The sequence below is a fragment of the Ancylothrix sp. D3o genome (assembly GCF_025370775.1).
In the GTDB taxonomy this organism is placed as follows: domain Bacteria; phylum Cyanobacteriota; class Cyanobacteriia; order Cyanobacteriales; family Oscillatoriaceae; genus Ancylothrix.
In genome coordinates, this window is the sequence record NZ_JAMXEX010000007.1 from 16,044 (window position 1) to 32,338 (window position 16,295).

Genomic DNA, 16,295 nt, shown 5'->3' on the forward strand with positions numbered 1-16,295 from the left:
AACGCAGATGGACGCAGATAGGCTATTTGTGTGCATCTGTGGTTAACTTTTTTTAGAAGCAGAAAACCCATCCGCGTTTATCTGCGTTGATCTGCGGTTAATAAAAATATGCTCTCAGAAATAATTAGCCAAAAAATATCAGAAAACTCTCAGGGAAGAATTTCTTTTGCTGAGTATATGGAGTTGGTTTTATATCATCCTGAACAGGGGTATTATGCAACAAATAAGGTGAATATTGGAGCGGATGGAGATTTTGTGACTTCGCCGCATTTATGTAAGGATTTTGGGGAGTTGTTGGCGGTTCAGTTTGCCCAAATGTGGGAAGTTTTGGGGAAACCCGCTTGTTTTCAGTTGGTGGAAATGGGGGCCGGTCAAGGGTTATTGGCGGCGGATGTTTTGAAGTTTTTGCATAAGCATCATTTTGATTTTTTTGAGTGTTTGGAATATTTGATTGTTGAAAAGGCTGCCGGTTTGATTGCGGAACAAAAGCAGATTTTAGATAAGTTGTCAAGTAATTTTGGGGCTAAGATTCGTTGGTGTGGGTGGGATGAGATAGAGGAGAATTCGATTACCGGCTGCTTTTTTTCTAATGAGTTGGTGGATGCTTTGCCGGTGCATTTGGTGGCGGTAGAAAATCAAAAATTACGGGAAGTTTATGTGAGTTTTGAAGGGGGGGATTTCACGGAGGTGGTGGGGGATGTTTCGACACCGGCAATAGAGGATTATTTTAAGTTTGTTGGGGTTGATATTTGTGGTTATGAAGATGGGTATCGTACGGAGGTAAATTTGGCGGGGTTGGAGTGGATGAAGTTGGTGGGGAGCCGGCTTTGTCGGGGTTATGTTTTGACGATTGATTATGGTTATACTGCGGAAAGGTTTTATCATCCCCGCAGAAATGAAGGTACTTTACAATGTTATTTTAAGCATTCTCATCATAATGATCCGTATGTTAATGTGGGGTTTCAAGATATTACGGCTCATGTGGATTTTACGGCGTTGGAAAAACAGGGTTTTTTGTGTGGGTTGGATAAGGTTGGGTTTGTGCAGCAGGGGTTATTTTTGATGGCTTTGGGGTTGGGTGAAAGAATTGCTGCTTTGTCTTTTGTTGGCGAGGTTGAGGATATTGGGAATGTGTTGCGCCGGCGGGAGGTTTTGCATAGTTTAATGAATCCTATGGGGTTGGGAAATTTTGGGGTTTTGGTGCAGTGTAAAAGTTTGAATGAAAGCGAGATAAATGTGGGTTTGAAGGGGTTAATGATGCCGGTGATGTAGCGGGTTTGTTAGATTGGTAAATGCGGTTTTTTGTGAGGTTGAAAAAAAGGTTTTAAAAAAGCCGGGGTTTGGGGAAACCGGCTTTTTGGTAATGTTTTTATTTTAGTTAAATTCTTCGGAGTCTGGGAGATGATATCGTTTACGGAAGTGCTGGCAAACTTGATAAGATTTTGTTTGGAATGGCTGGTCGTTTAGCCAACAGTTTCCTACTTCTGGTTGTCGGCGACTCCAGAAAGCGCAGTGTTGACAGTTTTTTCGGTTTAAGGAGATTTTTGTTTCGGCTTGTCTGGTTTTAGAAAACATTGTTAATCGGGGGATTTTAAATAAGCTGGGACTACTTTTAGTGTGACGCACTCTTAGCGTCAATGGCCTATGGCAATTGGTATATCATTCTTTACTAGCTGAGATTGGCTACATCCGTATATTTTTTGATTGGGTGTGTCTTGAGGAGTATTACTTTTTGCGGATGTAGGAAATAGGATGAGGATAATTCAAAGATTTCTCAAGGCTTTACACTAGCTTTGAGTTAAGAAAATATTTATTAGGGGTTTTAATAATTGCTGTTATTATAAATACTTTTATTTAGCAAGATGATTTCAATATTATTTTTATTCAAAAAATATATCTCCCCTTTGCCAGAAAAAAGGGGAGTTTCTCATCTATTAATAGCGAATTCGCGGATCGATGTAGGCGTTTAAAATGTCGATTAAGATGCTGGCAATTACGACTATTGCTGCAAAAAATACGACAATTCCTTGTACGGTTGGATAGTCGCGGGAGGAGATGGCTTCATAAAGCCGGTTGGCTAATCCTGGCCATGAAAATGTGACTTCGGTTAAGATGGCTCCTCCGAGTAGGGAAGCTAGGGTTAATCCGAGTACGGTGATAACTGGAATTAAGGCGTTTTTTAGGGCGTGGGAAACTAAAATTCGCCCTTCTGGAATGCCTCTGGCTCTGGCGGCTTCTACATAGTCGGCTTGTAGGGTTTGCTTGAGGTTTACGCGGACAATTCTTTCAAAAATTCCGCTGATGAGAATTCCGAGGGTTATTGATGGTAAGGCGAGGTGATGAAGGGCGGTAAAAAATTGGGTGAGGTTGCCAGAAAGGAGGCTATCAAGGGTGTAAAGGCCGGTGATTGTTGGGGGTGGGGTGATGGTGACGGGGAAACGGGTTCCTAATGGAAACCAGCCTAATTGTACGCCGAATATTAGTTGTAAGATCATGCCGGCCCAAAAGGCGGGGACTGAGTAGGTGATGATGCCAAATAATCGGCCTCCAGCATCCCAGCCGGTGTTGGGTTTTGATGCTGACATCATGCCTATTCCTATGCCAACAGTTAGGGCAATTAGCATACTAAATACTGCTAATTCTACTGTGGCAGGAAAGTAGTCTGTGATGATTTTCCAGACGGTTTCTCCGCGTGTTGTTATTGAGGTTCCTAGGTCGAAGTTGAGTAGTTGTTTGAGGTAGTTTAGGTATTGTAGCCAGATGGGGCCGGCTAGTCCTAATTGTTCTCTCATTATTTCTTTGGCTTCTTGGGAGGCTTTTGGCCCTAATATTGCATCGATTGGATCTCCGGGGGTTGCTCTCAGTAATAAAAAGACTACTGTGATTATTGTGAAAAGCATTAGGGGGGCTAATAGTAGTCTGAGTATTATGTAGGATTGTAGGGCTTTTGATCTTGACATGGGGGTTTTTTTTGGATGCTGGGGTTTATATATTTAACCGCAGATAAACGCAGATAAACGCGGATGAATAGGATGGTTTTTGATGGGTATTTGGCTCTGCCTCCTCTGAAAAAGCGAGGCAGAGATTGGGGAGGAGAGGTTTATTTTTTCATTGTCCAGAATGGGATGCGTTGGGTGGGTTCGATTGTTATTCCTTGAATTTGTTTTTGGGCAAATAGGTATTCTTTACCTTGCCATAGGGGAATATAGGGGATGTCTTTGGCGACAATTTGTTGCAGTTCTTGGAATATTTGTTTGCGGGTTTGAGGGTTTTGTTCTTTTCTTTGTTTGTCTATGAGTTCGTTAGCGCGGGGGTTGTAGTAAAAGGAACCGGCTTGTTTTGTTTCTCCTTCTTCACAGCCTTTTTCTGCTGTTCCTTTGGTGCATTCCATGAAGGGTTGCAGGTAGTTGTCGGGGTCTAAAAAGTCGGGACTCCAATCTAAGATAAATAAGGGATAAATTCCTTTGGCTAGGTTATCGTAGGCGGTGGCTGATTCGACTCCGTTTAATTGCAGTTGTAAGATTCCTCCGAGTTTTCTTTCTATGTCGGCTTTGAGGGTGCTGGCTACTAGGCTGTCTGTGGTGAGGTTTGAACGATACCAAAGTTCGAGTTTTAATGGGTTTTGGGGGCTGTAACCGGCCTGTTTTAAGGCTTCGGTTGCTTTGTTTATATTGGTGTCTCCATTTTGTTCTTTAAACACCGGCTGATAGATGTCTTCCATTGTGACGGGAATGAGGCTATAAAGCGGTTCAATTTGACCGCGAAATACTCGGTTTTGCAATACGGGCCGGTCGATGACTGCGGCTAAGGCTTGTCTTACTGCGAGGTTATCTAGGGGTTTGCTTTGCAGGTTTAGGTTGAGGTAATAAATGCCGTTGCTGCGTTGGGAAAAAACTTGCCAGCCGGTGGAAGATGCTTGTTTTTCTAAGTTGGAAATTTGGTCTAAATCTAAGGTTTGATAAGCTACGTCAACGGCGCCTGTGCGGAAGGATGTAAAGAGGTTTGATGAATTGCTTAGGCGTTGGATATCTATGCCTTTGTTGAGGGGTTTTTCTCCCCAATATTTCTCAAAGGGTTCGAGTTTGATGTTGTCGGTTCCGTAGCTGGTTAATTTATAGGGGCCGGTGCCTACAAATGTGTCGGGTTTGAATTTGCCGGTGCCGGTTTCGTAGGCTTTTGGAGATACTGGACAGGCTCCAAAAAATGTTAGTAATGATGTGAATGCTGCAAAGGGTTTTTTGAGTTTGATGGTTAATTCGTAATCGCCGGTGGCTTTTATTGAATCTACTCTACCGGCAAATAATGAGGATGGCCGGCCTCCATTTTCTATTAGCCTATTGAGGGAAAATGCCATTGCTTCGGCATTAAATTCTGTGCCATCGTGGAATAATACGCCTTTTCTTAAGGGGATGGTGTAGGTTAATCCATCAGGGTTAATTTTGGGTAGTTCTGTGGCAAGTTGAGGGATGATTTCTGTGGTGCCGGTTTTGTAGGTGTAAAGCCGGTCTCCTAAGTTATAAAGTAGGGTGCCGGATGCTATTTCGTAAGCGTCTGCGGGGTCAATAGTTCGCAGTTTTGATGTCATTCCTATGGTGATTCTTCCTGGTTGGCCTGTTGTTGCTTGGGGGGTGGTTTGCCGGCCACAACTCACTGCTAATATGCAGCAGATGCTGAATAATGTTAGGAATTTGACAATTTTTTTTAGGGGTTTGTATGGATGAGGTAAGTTCATGGGTTTAAGGTTAGGGGATTTAACCGCAGATAAACGCTGATAAACGCAGATGTGTTTTTGGTTTGGCCAAAAAAGTCCATCTATGAATGTATCAGGTTTCACGCCTCAAGTTACACCTTTTCGTTAAAGTTTTCAGGAAACATTATCTAGTCCATATTTCTTGTAACTATTTCTTATCTACTGTTCGCACCAAGAGAAGGCTACGCTAACATCTGCGTCCATCTGCGTTCATCTGCGGTTAAATTTTTATCTTTTCTCAATTCCCCACAGTGGTAACTGTTGAGTTGGATCTAAAACCACTCCTTGAATATTCGCTTGGGCGAAGGCATGATCTTTGTTTTGGAACAGGGGAATATACGGCACATCTTCCGCTACTATTTCATCAATTTGTCTTAAAATCTGGTTGCGTTTTTCTGGATTTAATTCTTTTCGCTGCCGGTCTATTAACTGATTCATTTGTTGACTGTAATAAAATGATCCTAGGTTTTGACTTGCTCCATTTTTGCAGACATTCCCAACAGCTTGCCGGCAATCTAAAAAGGGTTGCACAAAGTTGTCTGCATCAAAAAAGTCTGCATACCAGTCTTGCAAAAATGTCTGATATATGCCTTTTCTCAAGTTGGCAAAGGCTACCGGCCTCTCTACTGTATTAATTTCCAGTTGTAGGATTCCATTTAATTTGTCTTGGGCGATGGCTTTGAGGGCGTTTCCTAATAACTCGCGGTTGGGTGATGGCGATGGATACCATACTTCTATTTTGAGGGGATTCTGTTGACTGTAACCGGCCTTTGTGAGGAGTTGTTTGGCTTTTTCGGCATTTTGGCTATAGCGTTCTTTAAAAACCGGCTTGCTTGCTTCAAATTTGCTGGGAATCATGCTATATAATGGCTCTGATTGCCCAAACCGGACTCGCTCTGCTAATAGTTCTCTGTCTACAATTAAGGCTAAGGCTTTGCGAATTTCGGGGTTATTTAAGGGTGCTTTGCTAATATTTAAGACCCAGTGTGTAACGTAATTTCCGCTGGCAGATGTTACTTGCCAATTTTTACTTTTTGCTTGTTGTTCGAGGGTGCGAATTTGTTGGCTGTCTAGTTCTTGGTAGGCTATATCTACTCCGCCGGTGCTAAAGGCGTTATACAGGTTGCCGGCGCTGTTATAAAATTGTACATCTACGCCTTGATTTTTGGGTTTTTCTCCCCAATATTTCTCAAATATATCTAATTTTAGGGAGTCGGGGGCATATTTTGTTAATTGATAGGGGCCGGTGCCTACAAAACTGGTGGGTTTGAATTTGCCGGCCCCAAGTTCATAAGCTTTTGGTGATACTGCACACATCCCATTAAATGTTAATAAAGCTGTGAAGGCTGAAAAAGGTTGCTTGAGTTTTATGGTGAGTTCGTAGGGTGCGGTGGCTTGTACAGAGGCGACAATATCTGTTAGTAAAACTGCTGGGTTTCCCTGATTTTCCATGAACCGGCGCAGGGAAAATTCCATTGCTTTTGCATTAAATTCTGTGCCGTCGTGAAAGATAACATTTTGACGCAATGGGATGGTATAAGTTAAGCCGTCTTTGCTAATTTTTGGTAATTCTGTTGCTAGTTGGGGGATGATTTTTGTGGTACCTACTTGGTAAGTATAAAGCCGGTCTCCAAGATTGTTTATCCAGGTGGCTGAGGCTTGTTCGTAGGAGTCGGCGGGGTCAAGAGTACGCAGTTTTAAGGTGGTGCCAATGCTGAGGCGTTGTGTTGTGGCGGTTTGGGGGGTTTGGGAGGCCGGTTTTGGCTGGCAACCGGCCACCACCAGAATGCAAGCACAAATACTCAAAAGCAAAAAGCTGAAGCGAAATAAGTTGATTTTTTGTTTTGCTTTTGATGGTTTCATTGTGGGGTAGGAGGTGGCTTAAGGGGTGAGCATTTTTCTAGTAAACCATAGTCAGCTTCTAAAAACCCCGTTTCTTTAAAAAAGCGGCTTTTTGCCGTCTCACAGTGAACTGAAAAACGTTCTAAAATATTAAGTATTGCGGTTTGATATCTTAAATCGGCCTCGCTACTGGGCCATCATCTCAACGAATCTGCCAGAGCCATTATTTGAGTTGGCTTTTATTCCTAAAGGTTTATCTTTATATGGTAATTTAATCAATTTGTTATTTAGTTTTCATCTAGCAAATCTATCTTTTGGGAGATACAAACAAGCAATCCTATCATTTAAAACTAATAGTAGGTGAGCAGGTTATTCAGGGTTGTAACTGAGTAAAAATCTGTTAAAAAGCCTATCACAATATCAAGGCATAAAATAGGAGAATTTCATTATGGCTACGAATTTCAAGCAATCCCTTTCCCGTTTCGCTCGTGTTTTCTTTGCTTTTTTTGCTTGTGCAATGTTGGTGTTTTCTGCGGTATCTCCCGCCTATGCTGTTACCAGCAACCCCCGCGATGGTGAATCCAACTTGATGGAAATTGAGAAGAAATCTCAAGAACTTGTTTTGTCTGATCCCTACGGCTTGGAAAAAACGAGCAAAGAAGCCAACAAAGGTATTAATGAAGTCCAAGGGGATGCCGACAAAGACAAGATGTTTAACCCCTCTAACTCTAAGTCTACCTCCTTTGAAAGCAAAGTTAAAGGATTGGTTGATAATATCACCAGCAAAGACTAATCAAGTTACCTCCCTGCTGGAATTTATATCTTAAAAAACCCTTTCCTAATCCCAGCTAAAAATCAATAAAAAACCCCGGTCTATTTTGGATGAGCGGGGTTATTTTATTTTTACTTTAACAAAAAATAAACAACGATTCTTCTATATTGCCTTGCCGGTACTTGACTTTTTTAAGAAATATGCTAAAATCATCCTTACAAATTAATAATTAGTCAGCCTAATCGTTTCCTGTGGTGGCTGTAATGTGGGCCTAACAGGACGCGAGCGGAGGAACCAATAACTATTTAGGGGCGTATCTCTTGTTTCATACAGAGAAGGGTATCTCTCAACTCTAGCCCGTCAGCTAACTTCGCCGGCATTGAGAGGAGACTGAAAAGAGAGCATTTATACAATCCCTATGCCGCTCGTCAGCTTTCCTCACTACATTTCTGTTTGCTGAAACCAGCTTAAATTACCCTCGCAAAGGAGAGGATTTTTATATTATCCCTAAAGCCAAGCTAGGGATAACTTCTCATAGAATTTTATCTTTGAAACTCGGCAAACTTTCACCTATTTAACTTAGAGGAATGCTGTGTTAACTCTACAAGCAATTTTAGCAACTTCTATCTTTGTGGCGGTCATATTTCTGGTAATGACAGAGTGGCTTCACCTGACAATTGCTGCTTTTTTAGGGGCATTGCTTTTGGTGTTTTTTAACATCCTTACTTTTCCAGAAGCAATTAACTATATCGGCCAAAGTCACGGTACTTTAGCTTTATTTTTTGGTGTCATGGTATTGGTTCGCGCTTTTGAACCAACGAAAATTTTTGATTATTTGGCAACGCAAATGGTGCTGCTGGCAAAGGGAAAAGGCAAGCGATTACTATTAGGAATAGTAGCAATTACTACGCCAATTTGTGCTGTTTTACCTAATGCGACAACGGTGATGCTTTTGGCTCCTTTAATTCCGCCAATGGCAGAAGAAATAGGCGTTGATTTTGTGCCGTTGCTGATTTTAATGGTGTTTGTTGCCAATAGTGCCGGTTTGCTGACTTTGGTGGGAGATCCAGCCACGTTTATTGTCGGAGATGCGATTAATATTAGCTTTACCGATTATTTGGCAAAATTAAGCTTAGGTGGAGTTCTTGCCGTTGCTACAATTACCCTGATGTTGCCTTGGTTATTTCCGCAAATTTGGCGAAAAAAATTAGACGATCTCGATCACTTACCCCACCCAAAAATTAATCATCCTAGAACTTTAACAGTTGGGGCGATTATTATTACTTTTGTCTTGGTGTTTTTTGTGGTGGGAGAGTCTTTGCCGGTGCCGGTGTCTCCCGCCGCTGTTGCTTTGTTGGGAGGTGCTTTAGCCTTAATGCTGGCTCATCACAGCAAAATTGATACTGTGAATAATATTTTACGCGATGTAGATTGGAGTACATTGCTGTTTTTTATGTCAATTTTTGTTTTGATTGGCGGGTTAGAAAAAACCGGTGTTATCAGTAGTATGTCCGGTGTTTTAGCTGTGTTGTTAGGCAAAAATATCTTGTTGGGTTCAATGGCATTACTGTTTTTTGTGGGTCTTCTTTCCAGCGTTATTCCCAACATTCCCTTGGTGGTGGCTATGGTTCCCCTCTTAAAACAATACGTTGTTAATGTTGGTTTAGCACCGGCTGCCGTCCTTGATCCAAACTTTTCTGGGCAATTTCCCCCCGAAGTTTTACCCCTATTTTATGCCATGATGTTCGGCGCTACTCTCGGTGGAAACGGTACGCTTGTTGGTGCTTCTTCTAACATTGTCGCTGCCGGTATTTCCGAACTACATGGCAAACGAATTTCTTTTCAAAATTTTCTGCGCTATGGTATTCCCGTGATGTTCATGCAGCTTTTGACCTCTGCATTATATGTTACATTACGTTTTTTAATCTAAGTAAAAATGCTGAATTTTGCAGTCGAAAGGTGGGCTAATTTCGCCAAAAAACCTATCTAAAGATAGGTTGACGCTCCTCAAAAGATCAGTTAGAATAAGCGAAATAAAAATAGTCAGCCTAATCTAACGTTTCATCCTTAATAGGGTGAACTTAGAGCGGAGGAACCAATTTTAGGGGTTAATCTCAAGCGAGTTTAGAAAAGGAAAAAATCTCAAATCTACAAGCTTTCTGTTTCCTTCTCTACACTCGCCAGAAGGGCATCTCTCAGCCCTAACCCGTCAGCTAACTTCGCAGGCATTGAGAGGAGACTGAACAGAGAAATTTCTATTAAAAATAGATAAATCTCGTCAGAGTCTCCGGTTGATATTGGTCAGGAAAATTCTGCCCCAGACTCAGAGGAGGAATGTATGGCATTTAATATTAGTTTATCCATGCTTGCGGTAGCGGGAAAAGTTGCTTGGAAAAAAGCAAAACCAATTGTGATGCGGGATGTATTTTTGCTTCCGTTGGCAGGTTTTACCGGCATTATTTTATTGTGGTGGATAGTTGCTCTTTTCAACAGTGAATTAATGCCTACTCCCCTCCAAGCATTAATTGCTAATTGGGATTATATCAGTAACCCATTCTATCAACGAGGGCCAGGCGATTTAGGCATTGGTTGGTTACTTATCGCCAGCATTCGCCGTGTTTTACTCGGATTTGGATTAGGGGCTCTTGTTGCTATCCCTTTAGGCTTTTTAATTGGAATGTCAAAAAAAGCCATGATGGCCTTAAATCCAATTATTCAAATCTTCAAGCCGGTTTCCCCCCTAGCATGGCTACCCATTGCCTTAGCTATCTTTAACCTTGCCGAGCCTTCAGCAATTTTTGTGATATTTATCACCTCCTTATGGCCGACAATTATTAACACCGCCTTGGGAGTTTCTAGCGTTTCCAAAGACTATTTAGACGTGGCGCAAGTCCTCGAAATGCCACGCTGGAGACAAATTACTAAAATCATTTGGCCGGCTAGTTTACCCTATATCTTCACCGGCCTGAGAATCAGCTTAGGAATAGCCTGGATAGTCATTGTTGCCGTCGAAATGCTCACCGGCGGAATTGGCATCGGATTTTTTGTCTGGGATGAATGGAGCCGGTTAAATTTAAGCTCCGTTTTTCTGGCCATATTTGTAATTGGATTAACCGGCCTAATTTTAGATTGGGGAGTAGGCAAACTTCAAGAACTCATCACCCACCGACGCACCGTAGCAAGCCGTTAAAAAATCCTCAAAAAATTAAAGCAAAAAAATGAATCAGCCTCCTCAATATAGCCGGCGAAAATTTCTCACAGGAATTACCGCAGCAACGGCAGGAATTGCCCTATCTTCCTGCGCCATAAACGCCGACCGCTCAGCCAAAGGAATCACCGACGAAGCAGCCGCAATAGAACCCGTAATCAAAGCTGAAGAACTCGAAAAACCAGACCTAACAATTGGCTATGTTCCTGTTAACGACTGCGCTCCCTTTGCTATTGCTTGGAAAAAAGGATTTTTCCGCAAATATGGCTTAAATGTTCGCCTCAACCGTGAAGCAAGCTGGGCCACATCCCGCGACGGAATTATCTTCGGACGCCTCGACGCTTCCCCCGTTGTCTCCGGCGCCGTCACCAACGCTCGCATCGGTGCAGAAGGCGCACGCCACGCTCCTTTATGTGCAGCAATGACGATTCACCGGCACGGAAATGCCATCACCATGAATCGAAAAATGTGGGATTTTGGCATTCGTCCCTGGTACGAATACAAACAAAAATATGGCGAGAGAGCCTTAGAAGAATTTGGCAAACAATTCCGCGCCTATTTTGACAGCCAAACCCCAGAAAATCGCGTTTGGGCTGTAGTTTTAAGCTCGTCGATTTATGAATACTTTATCCGCTATTTATCCGCAGCAGCCGGAGTAGATCCAATCAAAGAATTTCGGATCATTATTGTTCCGCCGCCGCAGATGGTAACAAACGTGCGAATAGGTGCCATGCAAGCTTATATGGTGGCCGAACCTTGGAACACTCGCGCTATTTATGAAAAAGCTTCTAACGGCGATGAAGGAATAGGATTTAGCTTTGCTCAAGGTAAAGAAATTTGGCTGGGGCACCCAGATAGACTTTTGGGGGTGATGGAATCTTTCATCGCAAATTATCCTAAAACTTACCGAAGTTTGCTCAAAGCAATGATCGAAGCTTGCCGGTATTGTGGCGATCCAAATAACCGCGCCGAAGTGGCAAAATTGCTCACAGAACGCTCCTTTACTGGGGCAAAACCGAAAAAGGGGCCGGTGGATAAATTCACTGCACCGGCCATTGTTGGCGATTATAACTACGGGGGTTTTGATGGACAAAAGCGGATTATTTCCTCTGATGATGGAACCATATTTTTTGACATTCCTGATAACATTCCTCACCTTCCCAACGAAAACTCAACCTTTATGTGGCGTTCTCGCAGTTTGTGGTTAATGACTCAAGCTGCTCGCTGGGGACAAATTAAAGAAATACCCAAAGATGCCGATAAAATTGCCGAAAAAGGTTGGAGAACCGATATTTACCGAGAAGTCACAAAAGAGATGGGAATTCCCTCGCCAGACGAAGACTTCAAAATCGAGTCTCCAGAGCTATTTATAGACAATAAAGGCTTTGATCCGAGCGATCCTGTTGGCTATCTCAAAAGCTTTGAAATTCGCGCTAACCGGCCCCAAAATTTCTTTTTTTCTTAATTTCACTTTATCTTAGCAAAAACCATGACTTCCTACACCTACAGCAACGTAAACGAACAAATCGGCTCTCAAAATGCTTTTCTGGAAATAGACAACGTTACCAAATCTTACACCAATGCAGAAGGCAAAGAATCTGTAATTTTAGATGGTGTGAGTTTAAATGTTGCTGAAAATGAATATATTTCGGTAATTGGACACTCTGGCTGCGGCAAATCTACGCTGTTAAAAATAGTGGCCGGTTTGGAAAAAGCCACAAGTGGATCAGTGCGATTAGATGGCAGAGAAATCCGCAAACCAGGGGCGGAAAGAATGATGGTTTTTCAACATTATGGATTGCTTCCTTGGCTGACGGTGCGCGAAAATATCCGCCTGGCAATTGATGAAGTTTTGAAAAATGCTACCAAAGCCGAAAAAATAAGTCTTGTCAATGAACACCTGGCAATGGTAAACTTAACACCAGCAGCCGATAAGTATCCCGATGAAATTTCTGGGGGCATGAAACAGCGGGTTGGAATTGCTCGCGCCTTAGCAATTCGCCCAAAAATGTTATTAATGGATGAACCTTTTGGCGCACTGGATGCACTGACACGCGGAAAGTTACAAAAACAGGTGCTAGATATTTGGGAAAACCATCGGCAAGCTGTAATGATGATTACCCACGATGTAGATGAGGCAATTTATATGTCAGACCGCATCGTAATGATGACCAATGGCCCCGCCGCCACAATTGGGGAGATATTAGAGGTGCCTTTTTCCCATCCCCGTGATCGCCATGAATTACGAGAATCAAAGGAATATTACGAACTTCGTAATCATGCCTTGGATTTTCTGGATCGCTACTTCAACTCAGAAGATTAAGCTAAAATAAAATTAGCTTCAATAAGTGAGCCTGTGTCTGCCCGCGTCGATGTAACTGAGACTACAAAAAACAGTTACTTTGATCTAGCCATACCATTTTGGAGTTTAGAGAAAAAAATCGAAAATCTAAAATCCAAAATTTAAAATACCCAGGCTCACATCGCCTCAGTCCATTCTTTGATTTGAGAGAGGTTAAAGCTGTGAAGATCAAGCCAATGTTAGCGCGTCTGGAAAGTGCAATGGGTTGCCGCGATTTAATCGAGCAAATGCTATTGTTACCAGAACCAGCTAACCCAATTTCAGACAAGGAAAAAAACCCAAAATCGATTAATTTAGTTGTTGGCTACAGCAGTTCGCCTCGCAGTCAAACGGCCCTTGATCTAACTTTGTGGATCGCCCATCAAACCCGCCTCGCCACACAAAAACAAGTAACTGTTCAAGTGGTTTATGTAGTTGATGAAAGCTTGTCTCCAGAATCGCCCAATTTTTTCAGTTCTAGCGATGAACTAGAGGCATTAAATGAAGAAAAATTTTTAGAAACTGAAGTCAGAAATGCGGCAATTTCTGCCAAGTCTGTAGCCGTGCAAAATAAAAATAAATGGCTGACGGCAAGCCGGCAAAAAGCAACTTCAGATCGGCGCAACTACAAAACCAAGTTTTTTGGCGGCAATTCCTTGGAACAAGCCGACAGAATTTTATGGCAAGCACGGTGTTTAGCTGAAGAGTGGCGAGGTTCATTTAAAGCTCATTTACGTTTTGGCAATCTTGCCGGTGAATTGCGAAAAGTTGTAGAGGAAGAAAGCGCAGAATTACTGTTTTTGGGTTGTGATTCTTCCACCCATGCAATTGTACAAAAATTGGGCAAAAACTTTCCCTGTGCCGTTTTAGGTATTCCTAAAAGCATGAATACGCAAGACCCCTTTGCTTCTTGTGCAAGCAATGCTTTGGTTTAAAAGATTGCCGGTCACATAACTGGGGTACACGAAAAGCCCGGTTTCTTTAAGTAGAAGCCGGGTTTTTGGCAGACCGCAATATCTCCTGTGGTTAACCTGTGGCAAGCAAGCAAAATTGTTAAAATTTAATAAACCTAGCCAAAAATAGACAAACTTGTGCCGATAATCTATGCACCTAAAATTCTCCAGAGACATTGAGAAACTGTTAAAACAACTTTCCGACAAACCCCTAACCGTCTCCGACATTCTGGCAGAAACATCAGAACGCGGATTTAGCCTCGTGATCGGCTTGTTGGTATTGCCGTTTTTATTCCCGATGCCGCCTGGTTTCACGGCGATTTTAGGGGCCGGTTCCCTGTTATTAGGGTTGCAAATGGCCTTGGGCCGGCGTACCCCTTGGTTGCCTAAAAAAATCGCCCGTTTTCGATTTCCCCACAAATTTGTTTTATTGTTATTAAGTAACCTCAAACGTGGCACCGGCTGGATAGAAAAGATCGCTAAACCCCGGTGGAAAAAACTCGCCGACCACCCTTATGCTTGGAGGTTTAACGGCATCTGCATTGCATGGCTAACCATCTTATTAATGTTGCCAATTCCCTTTACAAATCCCATTCCCACCCTTGCCATTTTATTATTTGTTATTGCCACAATGGAATCGGATGGTTTGCTCATTTGCTTTAGCTACATTCTAACCGGCTTAATTAGCTTGTTATTCATTTTAGCCGGTGACTTTTTGGTGCAACTTATCAACAGAATACCCAGTTTAATGCAATAAAATAATCTGGAGCTATGACCAATAAAACCTCGCCCTAAAAACTCTGGGGCGGGTTTATATAGCATTTTTCTATCTGCTGACCCCCCCTTGACCTCCCCCGGGGGGTTGTTTTTGTACTTGATGAGATTGAAAAACGCTATAAGGAATTCAGCCCAGGTCTAATTTTTGGATCAAGCTGATATCGATAATATCTGAGATTGATGGCGAATAGGAATCTGAATAGTAAACTCTGTCCCACTGCCTGGTACAGAAACACACTCCAAGATTCCCCCGTGTTTTTCCACTATAATTTGCCAACTAATTGACAATCCAATCCCCGTACCCTTACCAGGGGGTTTTGTCGTAAAAAACGGGTTAAATACATGGCGGCGAACTTCATCCGATATCCCTGGCCCATTGTCTTTAATTCGGATAGTTACGCCATTGTTACTGGTGACTTGTGTGCTAATACAAATAACACTGGGATTCTCTTCAATTTCTTTTGGTGATCTTTGTTTGTTCCACTCCTCAAGAGCATCAATTGCGTTTACCAGTATATTCATAAATACCTGATTCATTTCTCCTGCATAACACTCAACTTGTGGCAGGTTTGATGAATACTCACGCACTACTTTAATTGCGGGATAGTCTGACTTAAATTTCAGTCGGCTATGTAAAATCATCAGAGTGCTATCAATGCCTTCGTGAAGGTTAACAACACTCATTTCAAATGCTTCTTGCCGTGCGAAGTGGCGCAAAGATAAAACAATTTCCCGAATGCGATCAGCGCCTAATTGCATCGATTTGAACATCTTGGGAAAGTCGTTTTTAATAAAATCTATCTCCTTTACTTCGCTTTCTTCTTGTATCTCTTCAGGAGGATTGGGATAATATTTTTCGTAAAGCTCAAGGATATTGATTAAATTTTTTGAATATTCCAAGGCATAAGTAAGATTCCCATAAATAAAATTAACTGGATTATTTATTTCATGGGCAACACCGGCCACAAGCTGACCCAGAGCAGACATTTTTTCACTTTGAATAAGTTGGCGTTGAACCTGGCTGAGTTCGCGCAGGGAATTTTCAAGTTGTAGAGCCTTCTGGCGCTCGCGCGCTTCCGATGCTTGCAAAGCGGCTTCAGCAAGTTTGCGTTCAACAATCTCCTGTTTGAGCCATTCATTTGCTTGGGAAAGTTCAATTGTTCGGGCTTCTACTCGCGCCTCTAGTTCTTGTGCCAAAACTTGCAGATCCGCCTGCGCTCTCTCACGCTCAACAATTTGCGCCTGAAGCTTTTTAGTTAAATTACGCAGATTGAGGTGTGTGGTAGCTCGAGCTAAAACTTCTTCATGTTGGAGAGGTTTAGTAATATAATCAACAGCCCCTACATTAAAACCTTTGACTTTGCTTTCTGTATCGTCTAGCGCCGTCATAAAAATTACGGGGATATCTTTAGTTAACTCATTTGCTTTCAGGTGTTGACAAGTTTCAAATCCGTCCATTTCCGGCATCAAAACATCTAACAAAATTAAATCCGGCTGAGAATATTGAACTTTTTTTAAAGCGCTAGGCCCACTGCGAGCTACCCAAACAGTGAAGCCAGCACTACTCAAAAAATCTAATACTGAACCCAAATTAGTCGGCGTATCATCAACAATTAAAATGTTTCCTCGGTCTAAAGATTGGCTATTCATTA

12 protein-coding genes and 2 riboswitches are annotated in these 16,295 nt (G+C 42.3%); of the genes, 8 read left to right on the forward strand and 4 right to left on the reverse strand.

Annotated elements, in window-relative coordinates; genetic code table 11:
- Positions 1-108 precede the first annotated feature (108 nt).
- Complete coding sequence (locus tag NG798_RS14155; protein ID WP_261224005.1) at positions 109-1,272, forward strand: class I SAM-dependent methyltransferase; 1,164 nt, start codon at positions 109-111, stop codon at positions 1,270-1,272.
- A 662-nt stretch (positions 1,273-1,934) separates the two neighbouring features.
- On the opposite strand, the gene NG798_RS14160 is transcribed toward NG798_RS14155, so the two are convergent.
- The 3 genes from NG798_RS14160 to NG798_RS14170 all read right to left on the reverse strand — a co-directional run bounded on the left by NG798_RS14160 (position 1,935) and on the right by NG798_RS14170 (position 6,613).
- Positions 1,935-2,960 carry an ABC transporter permease gene (locus NG798_RS14160; RefSeq protein WP_261224006.1) on the reverse strand — a complete coding sequence of 342 codons (1,026 nt, stop codon included), beginning with the start codon at positions 2,958-2,960 and terminating at the stop codon, positions 1,935-1,937.
- Between the two features lie 140 nt (positions 2,961-3,100).
- Positions 3,101-4,732 carry an ABC transporter substrate-binding protein gene (locus tag NG798_RS14165; protein ID WP_261224406.1) on the reverse strand — a complete coding sequence of 544 codons (1,632 nt, stop codon included), beginning with the start codon at positions 4,730-4,732 and terminating at the stop codon, positions 3,101-3,103.
- A gap of 246 nt (positions 4,733-4,978) precedes the next feature.
- Positions 4,979-6,613: an ABC transporter substrate-binding protein gene (locus NG798_RS14170; RefSeq protein ID WP_261224009.1), complete on the reverse strand. Its 1,635-nt coding sequence runs from the start codon at positions 6,611-6,613 to the stop codon at positions 4,979-4,981.
- A gap of 427 nt (positions 6,614-7,040) precedes the next feature.
- Here NG798_RS14170 and NG798_RS14175 point away from each other — a divergent pair, with 427 nt between their 5' ends.
- The 7 genes from NG798_RS14175 (at position 7,041) to NG798_RS14205 (ending at position 14,623) form a co-directional block, all read left to right on the forward strand.
- The gene (locus NG798_RS14175) at positions 7,041-7,385 is read left to right on the forward strand and encodes a low temperature-induced protein (protein ID WP_261224011.1); all 345 of its coding nucleotides are present in this window, start codon (positions 7,041-7,043) and stop codon (positions 7,383-7,385) included.
- 204 nt (positions 7,386-7,589) lie between these two features.
- Positions 7,590-7,758: riboswitch (cyclic di-AMP (ydaO/yuaA leader) on the forward strand.
- Positions 7,759-7,956: 198 nt separating this feature from the next.
- Positions 7,957-9,294, forward strand: a complete 1,338-nt coding sequence (locus NG798_RS14180) for an ArsB/NhaD family transporter (RefSeq protein ID WP_261224014.1) — start codon at positions 7,957-7,959, stop codon at positions 9,292-9,294.
- Between the two features lie 105 nt (positions 9,295-9,399).
- A riboswitch (cyclic di-AMP (ydaO/yuaA leader) is annotated at positions 9,400-9,607 on the forward strand.
- A gap of 95 nt (positions 9,608-9,702) precedes the next feature.
- A complete protein-coding gene (gene ntrB / locus NG798_RS14185; RefSeq protein ID WP_261224015.1) occupies positions 9,703-10,554 on the forward strand; it encodes a nitrate ABC transporter permease in 852 nt (283 codons plus the stop codon).
- 28 nt (positions 10,555-10,582) lie between these two features.
- Positions 10,583-12,037, forward strand: coding sequence for an ABC transporter substrate-binding protein (locus tag NG798_RS14190; RefSeq protein WP_261224017.1), 1,455 nt, complete (start codon positions 10,583-10,585; stop codon positions 12,035-12,037).
- Positions 12,038-12,061: 24 nt separating this feature from the next.
- Positions 12,062-12,895 (forward strand): ABC transporter ATP-binding protein, encoded by an 834-nt coding sequence (locus NG798_RS14195; protein ID WP_261224019.1) that lies wholly within the window; start codon positions 12,062-12,064, stop codon positions 12,893-12,895.
- Between the two features lie 200 nt (positions 12,896-13,095).
- Complete coding sequence (locus tag NG798_RS14200; protein WP_261224020.1) at positions 13,096-13,848, forward strand: universal stress protein; 753 nt, start codon at positions 13,096-13,098, stop codon at positions 13,846-13,848.
- Positions 13,849-14,017: 169 nt separating this feature from the next.
- On the forward strand, positions 14,018-14,623 hold the full coding sequence (locus NG798_RS14205) for an exopolysaccharide biosynthesis protein (RefSeq protein ID WP_261224022.1): 606 nt from the start codon (positions 14,018-14,020) through the stop codon (positions 14,621-14,623).
- 170 nt (positions 14,624-14,793) lie between these two features.
- Here the strand turns inward: NG798_RS14205 and NG798_RS14210 are convergent, their stop codons facing one another.
- On the reverse strand, positions 14,794-16,293 hold the full coding sequence (locus tag NG798_RS14210; protein ID WP_261224024.1) for a response regulator: 1,500 nt from the start codon (positions 16,291-16,293) through the stop codon (positions 14,794-14,796).
- Between the last annotated feature and the right edge of the window lie 2 nt (positions 16,294-16,295).

What these genes read in the sequence shown, in the direction of transcription:
- NG798_RS14195 (WP_261224019.1), top strand. Translation starts at nt 12,062, where the DNA reads ATGACTTCCTACACCTACAGCAACGTAAACGAACAAATCGGCTCTCAA.
- NG798_RS14190 (WP_261224017.1), top strand. Translation starts at nt 10,583, where the DNA reads ATGAATCAGCCTCCTCAATATAGCCGGCGAAAATTTCTCACAGGAATT.
- NG798_RS14170 (WP_261224009.1), bottom strand. Translation starts at nt 6,613, where the DNA reads ATGAAACCATCAAAAGCAAAACAAAAAATCAACTTATTTCGCTTCAGC.
- NG798_RS14155 (WP_261224005.1), top strand. Translation starts at nt 109, where the DNA reads ATGCTCTCAGAAATAATTAGCCAAAAAATATCAGAAAACTCTCAGGGA.
- NG798_RS14175 (WP_261224011.1), top strand. Translation starts at nt 7,041, where the DNA reads ATGGCTACGAATTTCAAGCAATCCCTTTCCCGTTTCGCTCGTGTTTTC.
- NG798_RS14205 (WP_261224022.1), top strand. Translation starts at nt 14,018, where the DNA reads ATGCACCTAAAATTCTCCAGAGACATTGAGAAACTGTTAAAACAACTT.
- NG798_RS14210 (WP_261224024.1), bottom strand. Translation starts at nt 16,293, where the DNA reads ATGAATAGCCAATCTTTAGACCGAGGAAACATTTTAATTGTTGATGAT.
- ntrB (WP_261224015.1), top strand. Translation starts at nt 9,703, where the DNA reads ATGGCATTTAATATTAGTTTATCCATGCTTGCGGTAGCGGGAAAAGTT.
- NG798_RS14160 (WP_261224006.1), bottom strand. Translation starts at nt 2,960, where the DNA reads ATGTCAAGATCAAAAGCCCTACAATCCTACATAATACTCAGACTACTA.
- NG798_RS14165 (WP_261224406.1), bottom strand. Translation starts at nt 4,732, where the DNA reads ATGAACTTACCTCATCCATACAAACCCCTAAAAAAAATTGTCAAATTC.